At 71.9% G+C, this 12,457-nt stretch carries 12 protein-coding genes and 1 pseudogene; 3 read left to right on the forward strand and 10 right to left on the reverse strand.

The window, feature by feature from the left end; translation table 11 throughout:
- Nucleotides 1-661: pseudogene (locus tag I5E_RS21765) on the reverse strand (DUF6421 family protein); the annotation flags it as partial.
- 218 nt (nt 662-879) lie between these two features.
- On the opposite strand from I5E_RS21765, the gene I5E_RS13225 reads away from it, so the two are divergent.
- Entirely contained in the window at nt 880-1,377 is a 498-nt protein-coding gene (locus tag I5E_RS13225; RefSeq protein ID WP_022907407.1) for a GNAT family N-acetyltransferase, read from the forward strand.
- Between the two features lie 147 nt (nt 1,378-1,524).
- On the opposite strand, the gene I5E_RS13230 is transcribed toward I5E_RS13225, so the two are convergent.
- Nucleotides 1,525-1,758 carry a PLDc N-terminal domain-containing protein gene (locus I5E_RS13230; RefSeq protein ID WP_022907408.1) on the reverse strand — a complete coding sequence of 78 codons (234 nt, stop codon included), beginning with the start codon at nt 1,756-1,758 and terminating at the stop codon, nt 1,525-1,527.
- A 263-nt stretch (nt 1,759-2,021) separates the two neighbouring features.
- Between I5E_RS13230 and I5E_RS13235 the strand changes: the two genes are divergently transcribed.
- Nucleotides 2,022-3,788 carry a hypothetical protein gene (locus I5E_RS13235; RefSeq protein ID WP_022907409.1) on the forward strand — a complete coding sequence of 589 codons (1,767 nt, stop codon included), beginning with the start codon at nt 2,022-2,024 and terminating at the stop codon, nt 3,786-3,788.
- A 103-nt stretch (nt 3,789-3,891) separates the two neighbouring features.
- On the opposite strand, the gene I5E_RS13240 is transcribed toward I5E_RS13235, so the two are convergent.
- A complete protein-coding gene (locus I5E_RS13240; RefSeq protein ID WP_022907410.1) occupies nt 3,892-4,089 on the reverse strand; it encodes a hypothetical protein in 198 nt (65 codons plus the stop codon).
- Between the two features lie 145 nt (nt 4,090-4,234).
- Here I5E_RS13240 and I5E_RS13245 point away from each other — a divergent pair, with 145 nt between their 5' ends.
- On the forward strand, nt 4,235-5,713 hold the full coding sequence (locus I5E_RS13245; protein ID WP_022907411.1) for a PepSY domain-containing protein: 1,479 nt from the start codon (nt 4,235-4,237) through the stop codon (nt 5,711-5,713).
- A gap of 83 nt (nt 5,714-5,796) precedes the next feature.
- Here the strand turns inward: I5E_RS13245 and I5E_RS13250 are convergent, their stop codons facing one another.
- The 7 genes from I5E_RS13250 to I5E_RS13280 form a co-directional block, all read right to left on the reverse strand.
- Complete coding sequence (locus I5E_RS13250; protein ID WP_022907412.1) at nt 5,797-8,103, reverse strand: FdhF/YdeP family oxidoreductase; 2,307 nt, start codon at nt 8,101-8,103, stop codon at nt 5,797-5,799.
- Nucleotides 8,100-9,038: a formate dehydrogenase accessory sulfurtransferase FdhD gene (fdhD, locus tag I5E_RS13255; RefSeq protein WP_022907413.1), complete on the reverse strand. Its 939-nt coding sequence runs from the start codon at nt 9,036-9,038 to the stop codon at nt 8,100-8,102. The genes I5E_RS13250 and fdhD overlap by 4 nt, the downstream gene beginning before the upstream one ends.
- Before the next feature lie 199 nt (nt 9,039-9,237).
- Nucleotides 9,238-10,410 (reverse strand): molybdopterin molybdotransferase MoeA, encoded by a 1,173-nt coding sequence (locus I5E_RS13260; RefSeq protein ID WP_022907414.1) that lies wholly within the window; start codon nt 10,408-10,410, stop codon nt 9,238-9,240.
- Entirely contained in the window at nt 10,407-10,673 is a 267-nt protein-coding gene (locus I5E_RS13265; RefSeq protein ID WP_031262690.1) for a DUF6457 domain-containing protein, read from the reverse strand. The genes I5E_RS13260 and I5E_RS13265 overlap by 4 nt, the downstream gene beginning before the upstream one ends.
- A gap of 8 nt (nt 10,674-10,681) precedes the next feature.
- Complete coding sequence (gene mobA, locus I5E_RS13270) at nt 10,682-11,308, reverse strand: molybdenum cofactor guanylyltransferase (RefSeq protein WP_042723870.1); 627 nt, start codon at nt 11,306-11,308, stop codon at nt 10,682-10,684.
- A gap of 56 nt (nt 11,309-11,364) precedes the next feature.
- Entirely contained in the window at nt 11,365-11,826 is a 462-nt protein-coding gene (locus I5E_RS13275) for a hypothetical protein (RefSeq protein ID WP_022907415.1), read from the reverse strand.
- A complete protein-coding gene (locus tag I5E_RS13280) occupies nt 11,823-12,056 on the reverse strand; it encodes a PLDc N-terminal domain-containing protein (protein WP_022907416.1) in 234 nt (77 codons plus the stop codon). The genes I5E_RS13275 and I5E_RS13280 overlap by 4 nt, the downstream gene beginning before the upstream one ends.
- Nucleotides 12,057-12,457: the final 401 nt, after the last annotated feature.

The following is a 12,457-nucleotide window of genomic DNA, read 5'->3' on the forward strand; positions in this document are numbered from 1 at the left end:
GACGACCCGGCGGTAGCGGGCGCCTCGCGTCCTGGGAGATCGCGCCCCAGGTGAAGGTCGGCAGCTCGCGCATCGCGACGGTCTCGGGAAAGAGCACGGCCGAGTTGGTGTCGTACCCGGGGGTGAAGTCGACGAAGCGCAGCGCGACGAAGAGCGCGTTGCCGTAGTCCCCGGCCTCGAGCTCGGCGATGAACTCGGGCCAGATGACCTCGACGAGCACGGCCTCGACGAACCGCGAGGAGCTGCCGTTCTGCGTCACCATCGGGAACACGACGAGGTGGCCGATCCCGTCGACGCGGTGCTGCTGCGGCTGGAACGCGGTCAGGGAGTCGAGGAAGTCGGGGACCCCGAACCCCTCGTCGCGCCACCGTGCGAAGTCCTGCTGGACGGCGTCGAGGAACGCGGCGTCGTGCGGGAAGTGCGGGGCGAGCTCGGCGATGGCCGGGACGATCGTCGCGACGTGCTCGGTCGCGGCAGCGTGGTCGGCCGGCTCGGGCACGGAGCCGTCCTGCACCTGGACGGTCTGCAGCGCGGTGACGGCGTCCTTCAGCCGGAGCCAGGCCGGGTGGGCGGCGACCTCGCGGACGGACAGGCGGTCCTCGACGACCTCGGGTTCTCCGACGATGGCGTCCTTCGAGAACTCCTGGACGAACTGCGACATGTCGTACCTCCCGTCGTTGGGCTGGCTGCGGGTGCGCTGGTGCATCGAGCCTAGGCAGGATCGGGGGACGCAATCTTGCCCATCCCCGGCGGAATCGTGCGCATCCGGCGGCCCCGCGCTCCTAACTGATCGCACCGCGCAAGGTTCCTCCGTTGCGGAGCTGGACTGCGCTCGACACCGCTCCACCGGTACGGTCGCAGTGGGCTTCAGGGAGGATCGTGGACGGACGGATCAGCGACGGGTCGAGCGTCGCCGTCGAGGCGGTCCACCCCGGTGACCCGGTGGCTGACGGGATCGTGCGGGCGTACCTCGCCGAGGTCGCGTCGCGCTGGTACGGACGCCCGGCGACCGAGGACGAGGTCGCCCAGGCGCTGCGCGACGAGCCGTACGACGACCTGCACGGCGCGTCCGGGGTGTTCCTCGTCGCCGTCGAGCAGGGGCGGGCCGTCGCCTGTGCTGGAGCGCGCTTCGGTCTCGGTGTCGCCGAACTCACGAAGGTCTTCACCCTGCCTGAAGCGCGTGGGCGGGGCACGGCGGCCCGGCTCGTCCGCGAGGTCGAGGTGATGTGCCGTCACCGCGGGATCGGCGTGCTCCGGCTGGACACCCGTGCCGAACTCGCCGAGGCCTGTGCGCTCTACGAGCGGCTCGGGTTCGAGCGCGTGCCCGCCTTCACCGAAGACCCCTACTCGGACCGGTGGTACGCGAAGCGGCTCTGAAACGCAGCGACCGTGGGTCGGGAGGCGCGGGTCGGTGCCGCACCGCGCCTCCTGGTCGAGCCGTGGTCGCGTCCACGGCTACCGGGCCGACGACCCGCGGACCCCACTCGTCCGACGCTGCTGCTCCGAGTCCGGCCACGCTCCGCGTCAGGCGCTCGGACCGCTCGTCCGGTTCAGCCGGTCGGCCGCACGTCCGAGGAGCCAGTTCACGGCCCACCCGACCACGCCGATGACCGGCACCGCGACGATCACGACGGTCCAGACGATCTTCACGAGGTCGCTCCGTCGTCGGTCCCGCCACACCTGCACCAGCGCGAGGACGTCCAGCGCCAGCACGACCAGCAGGACCAGCACGTGTGCGCCGCCCAGGTTCTCGAGCACGTCGTTCTCCCCTCGTCCGCCGCGGCGCAGGGGTGCGCTGTGCGGCGGTCCAACGATAGGAGGGCGCGGCGGGCGGTTCGTCAGTCCAGCGGTTGACATCGCTGCTCGCCGGGCGGGCCGAGCACGAAGGCGCACGCTGGGCTGTCCGGGGCACGTCTTGGTCCTCCGATCGTCGGACTGCTCCCGGGCACGGTCGGGTCTACCGTCTGTTGCGTGCGGCAACGACGCCGCACGATGACGAATCGAGCATCATGCAACGACGGATGAAGCACCTCGTCGCGATCGCGCTGAGCGTCGGTGTCGTGGGGGCATTGCTGCCCGCGGTCTCCGCCCAGGCGGTCACCACGAGCGACACCCCGGACTTCGGGAGCAACGTCAAGATCTACAGTCCCTCCACACCGACGTCCACGATCCAGGCCGACGTCGACGCGGCGTTCAACTCCCAGCTCCGGAGCACCAGCGCGCAGTTCGGGAGCCAGCGGTACGCGTTCCTGTTCAAGCCCGGCTCCTACGGACGGGTGTGGGCGAACCTCGGGTTCTACACGACGGTCGCCGGCCTCGGGAAGAACCCCGACGACGTCACCATCAACGGTGCCGTGAACGTCGACTCCGGGTGGAACGCCGGTGACGAGAAGAACGCCACGCAGAACTTCTGGCGCTCGGTCGAGAACGTGGCGATCGTCCCGGAGGGCGGGACCGATCGCTGGGCGGTGTCCCAGGCCGCGCCGATGCGCCGGGTGCACATCAAGGGGAACCTCACGATGGGGCCCTCGAACCAGGACGGCGGCCAGGGGTACTCGTCCGGCGGGTACATCGCCGACACGAAGGTCGACGGGACGGTCACCTCCGGCTCGCAGCAGCAGTGGTACACCCGCAACTCGTCCATCGGGTCCTGGCAGGGCGGCAACTGGAACATGACGTTCTCGGGCGTGCAGGGTGCACCGGCGAACGACTTCTCGAAGAGCTACACGACCCTGGCGACCACGCCGACGACCCGCGAGAAGCCGTACCTGTACATCGACTCGTCGAACAAGTACCACGTGTTCGTGCCGTCGCTGCGGCAGAGCTCGTCGGGTGTGACCTGGCCGGACACCGCCGGCACGGACATCCCGATGCGGAACTTCTACGTCGCCCACCCGGGCGACTCGGCGGCGACGATCAACAGCGCGCTGTCGCAGGGACTCAACCTGTTCTTCACACCCGGCACCTACCAGCTGAACGCGCCCATCGCGATCACCCGTCCGGACACGGTCGTCACCGGGATCGGCTTCCCGACGCTCGTGCCGACGCAGGGCAACGCGGTGCTCACCTCGACCGACGTCGCCGGCGTGAACGTGTCGAACCTCGTCGTCGACGCCGGTTCGCAGAACAGCGCCCAGCTCGTCCGACTCGGCACGAGTGGCTCGCACGTCGACCACGCCGCCGACCCGCAGAGCATCCAGGACGTCTTCTTCCGCGTCGGTTCGAGCATCCAGGGCAAGGCGACGACGACCCTGCAGGTCAACGCGGACGACACCCTGGTCGACCACATCTGGGCCTGGCGTGCCGACCACGGTGGGGCCGCCACCGGGTGGACGGTCAACACCGGCGCGACCGGTGTCGAGGTGAACGGCAACGACGTCCTCGCGACCGGTCTGTTCGTCGAGCACTACCAGAAGTACGAAGTGCAGTGGAACGGCAACAACGGACGGACGATCTTCTTCCAGAACGAGATGCCGTACGACGTGCCGGACAACGCGTCGTGGCAGAGCCCGACCGGCGCCGGCTACGCGGCGTACAAGGTCGCCGCGAACGTCACGAGCCACGAGATCTGGGGCGGCGGTGTCTACTGCTTCTTCAACACGAACCCCGCGGTGCACGCCGACCGGGCGTTCGAGGTCCCGCAGACCGCCGGTGTCCGCGCGCACGGGCTCGTCACGGTGTCGCTCGGTGACACGGGCACGATCTCCAGCGTGATCAACGGGGTCGGCGGAGCGGTGCCGACGCCGGCGGGGAACACCGCCCCCAACCGGCTGGCTTCCTACAACTGATCGACGGACGTCCCCGGTGCGGCAACGCTCGCCGCGCCGGGGACTCCGGCGTGGTCAGCCGGCGTCCGGCTCGTCGAGTCCCCGGTGCGGCGACGGCCTCGGATCAGTGGGATCGGGCGGATCCGGGGCGCCGTCCGCTGCCCGGCGCTCCTGCGCCGCGCAGCCGGTCGGTGAGGTGGTCGCCGGCGATCGCCACGACGAGCCAGACCAGGCCGACCACCAACCAGAGCCACTCCACGGCGGGGACGAGCTCGCTGAAGGAGGCGCCGGCGCCGCTTCCGTTCCGGGGGTCGATCGTCATGCGGCAGACCGTATCCGGCCCGGGCGTCGGCAGTCGATTCGGATTCGTTCAAGGTCGCGCTCCGGTACGGGTTCCGGCTGGCCGGTTGCGCTCGGCGGCACGGCTCCCCGCGAGTCCGTGCACCAATGGTTCTACAACTTGTAGAGTGCTTCTCGTCGCGGCACCCGGCCCGACCCCGGCCACCGAGGACCCGATGACCGCCCTGGACGATCGTCCCGTCACCCCGCCCACCCGACCCGAGCCGACGCCCGACCGCCGACGCGGCTGGTTCCTGCAGCTCCTGCTCCGGCTGCACTTCACCGCCGGCGTGTTCGTCGGACCGTTCGTCCTGATCGCCGCGCTGTCCGGCGCCGCGTACGCGCTCGCCCCCTCGATCGAGTCGGCCGTGTACGCGCACGAGCTCACGACACCGTCGCGTGCGGCACCCCTGCCGCTCGCCGACCAGGTCGCGGCCGCGCAGGCGTACGCGGACGAGCACCACCCCGAGGACACGCTGTCCGCGGTGCGTCCGGCGCCGACGGCCGGTGACACCACGCGCGTCATGTTCGCCGAGGACGGGCTGCTCGAGTCACAGTCCCGCGCCGTGTTCGTCGACCCCGGCACGGCCGAGGTCCGCGGCGACCTGCTCGTCTACGGCACCTCGGGTGCCCTGCCGATCCGGACGTGGATCAGCACCTTCCACCGCACGCTGTTCCTCGGCGACGTCGGGCGCGTGTACAGCGAGACCGCGGCGTCGTGGCTGGGGGTCGTGGCGCTCGCCGGCCTGGCGCTCTGGATCGCCCGGGCACGGACAGCGCGTCGCCGATGGGACCTCGTGCGCCCCGCCCGGGGCGTCAGCGGACACCGCCGCCTGGCCTCGTGGCACGCCTCGACCGGCATCTGGCTGCTCGTCGGCGCCCTCTTCCTGTCCGCGACCGGCATCACCTGGTCACAGTTCGGCGGCGCCAACGTCGATGCGCTGCGCGCCGCATGGGGCTGGCAGACGCCGTCGCTGACCACGTCGCTCGGGCCGTCGTCCGCTCCGGCGGACGAGCACGCCGGGCACCACGGGTCCGCAGCGACCGGTGCCGGCGCACCGACGGTCACCCCGGAGCGCTTCGACGAGGTGCTCGCGGCGGCGAATGCCGTCAACATCGACGCCGCCGAGGTGCAGATCACCCCGCCGGCGACGGCCGACCAGGCCTGGACCGTCGCCGAGATCAAGCGGTCGTACCCGACGGCGGTGGACTCGGTGGCGATCGACCCACGGGACGGGAGCGTGGTGTCCCGGACGGACTTCGACACGTTCTCGGTCCCCGCCAAGCTCACCCGGTGGGGCATCGACACGCACATGGGCACGATGTGGGGCCTGCCGAACCAGGTCCTGCTGTTCGTCACGGCGCTCGGCATCGCCGCGATGGTCGTGTTCGGGTACGGCATGTGGTGGCAGCGCCGTCCGCCCGGTGGTCGGGTCGGGCGTGCGCCGACCGGCGGGGCGCTGGCCCGTGCGCCGTGGTGGGGCGTCGCGGCCGTGGTCGCGGCGGCGCTCGCGCTCAGCGCCGTGCTGCCGACCCTCGGGGTCGGCCTGCTCCTCTTCCTGGTGGTCGACGCGCTCGTCGTGACGTTCCGCGGGCAGCGGACGTGACCGTCCATAAGAACGGGAGGCGCGTTGCTGTCTCTCTCTGCGCCTCCCGGCCCACGGACGCGACGTCCGGAGCGCCTGGCGACCTACGCGGACCGGGTGGCGGCGGTCGGCGTGAGCCGGACCGGGACCGCCTTCGAGACGGGGGTGTTGCTGCCCTTCGCCGCGCTGTCGAGCGGCACGAGGACGTTCGCCTCGGGGAAGTAGGCGGCCGCGCAGCCCTTCGCACTCGGGTAGGCGACGATGCGCTGGTCGCGCAGCACGCGCTCGACGTCGTCGTCCCAGACCGTGGTGACGTCGACGTGCTGGCCGTCCTCGAGACCGAGCTCGGCGAGGTCGTCCGGGTTCACGAAGACCACGTGCCGCCCCTTCTTGATGCCCCGGTACCGGTCGTTCAGGCTGTAGATCGTCGTGTTGTACTGGTCGTGGGAGCGCAGGGTCTGCAGGAGCAGCGTGCCCGCCGGTCGGTCGACGTGCTCGAGCTCGTTGACCGTGATCATCGCCTTGCCGGTCGCCGTCGCGAAGGTCCGCGAGTCCCGGGGACCGTTCGGCAGGACGAAGCCCTCCTTGCTGCCGGCGCGACGCGAGTAGTCGTCGAAGCCGGGCACGACGTGGCTGATGTGGTCGCGGATCACGTCGTAGTCGTCGCGCATGCGCTGCCAGTCGATCGCGACCCGGTCACCCAGCGTGGCCTTCGCGAGTTCGCACACGATCGCGACCTCGGAGAGCAGGCCGGGGGCGACCGGCGGCACCTGGCCGTGGCTGCCGTGCACCGAGCACACCGTGTCCTCGACGGAGACGAACTGCGGGCCCGACGCCTGGACGTCGATCTCGGTACGGCCCATGGTGGGCAGGATGAGCGCCTCCTCACCGACGACCGCGTGCGACCGGTTCAGCTTGGTCGACACCTGCACGGTCATCTCGGTGCCGCGGAAGGCCTGTTCGGCCAGCTGCGAGTCCGAGATCGCGGCGACGAGGTTGCCGCCCATCCCCATCCAGAAGCGGATGTCCCCGCGACGCATCGCGTGGATGCCCTTGAGCGCGTCGACGCCGTGCTCGCGCGGCGGCTCGAAGTGGAACTCGGCGGCGAGGGCGTCGAGGAAGCTGTCCGGCATCTGTTCCCAGATGCCCATCGTCCGGTCGCCCTGCACGTTGCTGTGACCCCGGATCGGCGAGGCGCCGGCACCCGGGCGGCCGATGTTCCCGCGCAGCAGCAGGAGGTTGATGATCTCCTTGATCGTGTCGACGGCCTTCGTGTGCTGCGTGATGCCCATCGCCCAGGTGATGATCGTGCGCTCGGACCGCAGGTAGCGGTCGGCGAGCTCGTCGATCTCGTCGATCGTCAGGCCGGTGGCGCGGACGACCTCGTCGTCGTCCACCTGCAGGATGTGCTCCACGAAGGCGTCGTACCCGCTCGTGTGCTCGGCGATGAAGGCGTGGTCGACGACGGTGCCCGGTGCCGCCTGCTCGGCGAGGACGACCCGCTTCGCGACGGCCTGCAGCAGCGCCATGTCCCCACCGAGACGGATCTGCAGGAACTGGTCGGCGATCTGCGTCCCCGTCCCGACGACGCCCCGGACTTTCTGCGGGTTCTTGTACCGGCGGAGCCCCGCCTCGGGGAGCGGGTTGACCGCGACGATCTCGGCGCCGTTCTTCTTGGCGTCCTCGAGGGCGGTGAGCATCCGCGGGTGGTTGGTACCGGGGTTCTGCCCCATCACGATGATGAGCTCGGTCTGCTCGAAGTCGTCGTACGCGATGGTGGACTTGCCGATGCCGACGGTCTCGGCCATGGCGAGGCTCGTCGACTCGTGGCACATGTTCGAGCAGTCCGGCAGGTTGTTCGTGCCGAAGGCCCGGACGAACAATTGGTAGACGAAGGCGGCCTCGTTCGAGGTGCGCCCGGAGGTGTAGAACGACGCTTCGTCGGGGCTGGAGAGGCTCCGCAGCTTGTCCGCGATGATCTCGAACGCGCGGTCCCAGCTGACCGTCTCGTAGTGGTCGGAACCCTTCGGCTTCCAGACCGGCTCCGTCAGCCGACCCTGCATGCCGAGCCAGTACTCCGTCTTCTCGGCGAGGTCGGTCACGGAGTGCTCGGCCCAGAACGTCTCCGGCACGAGCACGGGCGTGGCCTCCCAGACGACCGCCTTGCCGCCGTTCTCGCAGAACTCCGCGACCTTGCGGTGGTCGGGGTCCGGCCAGGCGCAGCTCATGCAGTCGAAGCCGCCCTTCTGGTTCAGGGACGTCATGAGCTTCAGCGTGCGTGCGACGCCGAGCTGCTGGATCGCCGGACCCATCGAGTGCAGCACCCCGGGGACGCCGGCTGCCCAGTCCTTCGGCTCGCCGACGGTGAGGTCGGCGTCGGTCACGTCGGCGACGGGGGGTTCTTCGGTCATGAGGCGCTCACGGTCGTTCGGGGGTGGGAGGCGGGGTCTGCTGCTGCTGGTTCTTCAGCTTCAGCTTCAGCTTCAGCTTCTGCTTCTGCTTCTGCTGCTGCTCGTGCTTCGGCGATGCGGTCCGGTCGGCTGTAGACCACCATGCTCTGCCCGCGGAGGAAGCCGACGATGGTGACGCCGACCTCGGTGGCCAGGTCGACCGCGAGCGACGACGGGGCGGAGACTGCCGCGAGCACGGGGATGCCGGCCATCGACGCCTTCTGTGTCAGTTCGAAGCTCGCGCGCCCCGACACCATGAGGACCGTGCCGGTCAGGGGGAGCAGGTCCTCCTTGACGGCCCAGCCGACGACCTTGTCCACGGCGTTGTGCCGCCCGACGTCCTCACGCAGGACGAGCATGCGACCGGTGCGGCCGTCGAACAGCGCTGCGGCGTGCAGCCCGCCGGTCTTCTCGAACACGGCCTGGGCCTCGCGGAGCTGGTCGGGGAAGGTCGCCAGGAGCGCCGGGTCGACGACGAGGTCGTCGTGGAGGACGGCGTGCTGCGACTGCGTCCGGACCGCGTCGATGCTCGCCTTGCCGCAGAGCCCGCAGGAGCTCGTCGTGTAGAACGACCGCTCAAGGCTCGGGTCCGGCGCGGGGACGCCCCGCGCGAGGGTGACGTCGAGGACGTTGTACGTGTTCAACCCCTCGGCCGTGGCGCCCGCGCAGTACCGGGCGGCCGCGAAGTCGTCGCCCCGGGCGATGACGCCCTCGGACACCAGGAAGCCCGCGGCGAGGTCGAAGTCACTCCCCGGGGTGCGCATCGTGATCGCGAGTGCGCTCCCCCCGACGCGGATCTCCAGGGGCTCCTCGACGGCGAGCAGGTCGTCCCGGACCGCCCGGGACGTTCCGACGGTGATGCGGGTGACGCGTTTCCGGGCGGTGATCCGGTTCATGGTTCGGGTCTACCACCGGCGGCTGCGACCACCAAGGGGCTCGCCCGCCCGAGTGCGGATCGGGGCCAGCCTCGGGGTCGTCATCCCGTCGGGGTCGTCGTCCCGTCGGGGTCGTCGTCCCGTCGGGGTCGTCGTCCCGTCGGGGTCGTCGTCCCGTCGGGGTCGTCGTCCCGTCGGGGTCGTCGTCCCGTCGGGGTCGTCAGCCCCAGGGCAGCGGGACGGCCGCGGCGGTCTCGCCTGCTCGTCGTCCACCGGCGGGGACGACGAGCAGCCCCTCGGCCTCGGCCAGCCCGCGCAGCATCGCCGAGCTCTGGTGCGTCGTCGGGACCGCACCCGCACCCGTGGACCGGTACGCCAGGACGAGGGCGCCGGACCGCTCGTTCGGCACGTCGACGCCGAGCCGGACCACCGATGGCTGATCGACCGGGCGCCCCAGGAGCCCGGCCACCAGCGGCCCGCCGAACAGCACCATCCCGACCATGGCGGCCATCGGGTTGCCGGGCAGGCACAGGTGGAGCGTCCGTCCCCGGCGAGCCAGCAGCACCGGTCGGCCCGGCCGGATGTCGACGCGGTCGACGACGAGTTCCGCACCGATCCGTGCGAGCGCACCGCGGACGTGGTCGGTCGACGACCCGGCCGTCCCGCCGGTGCTCACCACGAGGCGCTCCGGGGCGTCGCCGAGGGCAGCGGCCGTCTCGTCCGCGCCGTCCGGCACGTGGACGGCCACGGTCGGAGCGGCGCCCATCGACCGGAGGACGGCGGGCAGCGTGGGGGAGAAGACGTCGCGGACACGACCCGGGAGTGGGACGCCGCGCCCGACGACCTCGTCGCCGAGCACCGCAACCCTGACGGTCGGAGCCGGGGCGACGCGCACCTCGTCGACGCCCGACGCAGCGGCGAGGGCGATCCGCGGCGGGGTCAGGACCTGCCCGGACCCGAACAGCAGTTCGCCCCGTGCGACCTCCTCCGCAGCGGGCCGGACGTGTCGACGGTGCGAGGCGGTGTGCCGGACGAGCAGCCCCGCCGCATCGAGTCCGGCGTCCTCGGAGCGGACCACCACGGACGTGCCCGAGGGGACGGGCGCCCCCGTGGTGATCGGACGCGCCGTGCCGGGAACCAGGGGTTCGACCGACGGCGCAGCCCCGGCGACGATCGGCGCACCGACCCGCCACGGTCCGTCGCCCGCCACGGCCCAGCCGTCCATCGCGGCCCCGTCGTGCCCGGGGACGTCGCCGGGAGCGTCGAGCGGCGCCGCGAGCGTGCGACCGACGGCCCCGTCGAGCGCGATCGTCTCGGGCACGCCGAGGAGCTGGAGGCCCTGCCGGTGCGCCGCGTCCCGGGCGTCCAGCCAGGGCAGGAGTGAGCCCGTCACGCGTCGGACTGCTCGCCCCGTGCGGTGGCGAGCCGGGTCGCGGTGGCCGCGGCCTCGGTGACGTCGGCCGTCGTGCCACCGCGGAGCCCCGCCGCGTACCCGACCAGGAACGTCGTCAGCGGTGCGGCCGGCCGCGCCACCCCGTGCGCCGCGTCACGAGCGAGGTCGAGCACGACGTCGACGTCGAGCTCGAAGTCGGCGGGGAACCCGAGCGCCGCGGCGAGCTCTGCGGTCCATCCGGCCAGGACGTCGTCTGTGGTCATGGGGCCAGTCAAGCAGGATCGGTGAGACGGGCTGCGGCATCCGGATCGTCGACGTCCGCGCAGAGCGCCGAGGGCACGGCGACCTCGACCAGGTCGAGCGGAGCGAGGAGTCGCCGCATCGACGTGCCTGCCAGCGTGCCGGCGTCCGCTCGCAGCGACTCCACCGCCTCCCGGAGCGCGGCCGTCCCGTACAGCGCGAGCAGCGGCTGGCGTCGGCCGTCGTCGTCGACCGCGACGACGCCGTCCCGGAGTCCGTCGGTCGCCGTCGCGCTCGCAGCCTCGAACAGCCGCGCGGTCGCCGCCTCGACCAGCCGTGCGGTCGCCGCCCCGGGGTGGACCAGGTCGCACGCCAGGACGAGGGTGAGCGGCGCGTGCACCGACACCGCCTCCAGCCCGGCGGCGATCGCGGCCACGGGACCAGCGAACGGCGGGTCCTCACGCGCACGGACCACCCGCGGGGGCAGCGCGTCGGCGTCACGCGGTCCGACCACGACGACCCGGACGGCGCTCGCGGCAGCCGCGACCGCGTGTTCCAGGAGCGTCGTGCCGCGAGCGCGCAGCGCCGTCTTGTCGATGCCGCCGAGTCGCGCTGCCCGCCCACCGGCGAGCAGGACGGCGTCGTACGGTTGGTGCACGGGGCCTCCTCGGGTCGACCTGCATCATGCCCGATGTGCGGCCCCGGTGCGGTGGGTCAGCCCCGCCGACCGAGACGGCGCAGCGGCCGGTGACCCCACCAGCCGAGCCCGTCGGCGTCCAGGTCGAGGTCGTCGATGTGCCGACCGAGCGGTTCGCCGATGTTGTGGTCCGCGACCTCCCACCCGAACTCCTCGGGCGTCGGCTCGTCGCCGGTCGTGTACACGTCGAGCCAGTCGACCGAGGTGCCGCGGTCGCGGATGACACCGACCCGTGGGCCGCCGAACGGTGCGTCGTAGACCACCCGGAACCCGTCCTCGGTCGCCCAGGCGTCGTGGACCACCACGGAGCGGCCCTCGGTCGGGCCGCCGTCGCGCAGTTTCCGCAGACAGGCGAGGAGTGCGCGCGGACCCCACTCGTCCGACGCGGCCGACTCGAGTCCGGCGATCAGCTCGGCGTGGCGCTCGCTCGTCACCGCGTCACGCGCCCGACGAGCACGGAGCGGGCGGACGACGCTCACGCGCGCGGGCCGTTCGCCCGGTCGAGTCGATCGGCTGCTCGTCCCAGGAGCCAGTTCACGGCCCAGCCGAGCACACCGATGACCGGCAGCGCGAGGATCACGACGGTCCAGAGCACCTTCACGACGTCGCTCCGCCGTCGGTCCCGCCACACCTGCACCAGCGCGATCACGTCCAGCGCCAGCAGGACCAGCACCACCAGCACGTGCGTCCCACCCAGGTTCTCGAGCACGTCGTCCTCCCCTCGTCGCGCCGCGGCGCGCGGTGCGCTGCGCGGCCGTCCCAGGATAGGAGCGGGCACGGTCGGGGATCGTCCGTCCAGCGGTTGACATCACCGCCAACCGGCCAACCGGCCAACCGGCCCACCGCTCACCGGCCCAGGCCCGTCCGTCGATCCGTCCGCGCACGGGGCACCGGTGGCACGTCGGTCACGCGGAGCAACGAGCCGCGGCCGCTCCGTCACCGCGCGTCACGGACGGACACGGTGCGACACAACCCTTCCGGCGGGCACGGCGCGGTGCCACGGTTCTCCGCATGGCGTACATCTGCTTGCTCCCTCTCGGCGCAGCGCTCCTGGGTCACGGGCTCACGCTCCTCGGACGCGTCCCCGGCCGCGACAGCGGCGTGTTCAAC

The organism is Curtobacterium sp. B18 (assembly GCF_000333375.1).
In the GTDB taxonomy this organism is placed as follows: domain Bacteria; phylum Actinomycetota; class Actinomycetes; order Actinomycetales; family Microbacteriaceae; genus Curtobacterium.

Excerpts from the sequence above, each read along its gene's own strand:
- fdhD (WP_022907413.1), bottom strand. The coding sequence starts at position 9,038 with ATGAACCGGATCACCGCCCGGAAACGCGTCACCCGCATCACCGTCGGA.
- I5E_RS13250 (WP_022907412.1), bottom strand. The coding sequence starts at position 8,103 with ATGACCGAAGAACCCCCCGTCGCCGACGTGACCGACGCCGACCTCACC.
- I5E_RS13265 (WP_031262690.1), bottom strand. The coding sequence starts at position 10,673 with ATGACCACAGACGACGTCCTGGCCGGATGGACCGCAGAGCTCGCCGCG.
- I5E_RS13240 (WP_022907410.1), bottom strand. The coding sequence starts at position 4,089 with ATGACGATCGACCCCCGGAACGGAAGCGGCGCCGGCGCCTCCTTCAGC.
- I5E_RS13235 (WP_022907409.1), top strand. The coding sequence starts at position 2,022 with ATGAAGCACCTCGTCGCGATCGCGCTGAGCGTCGGTGTCGTGGGGGCA.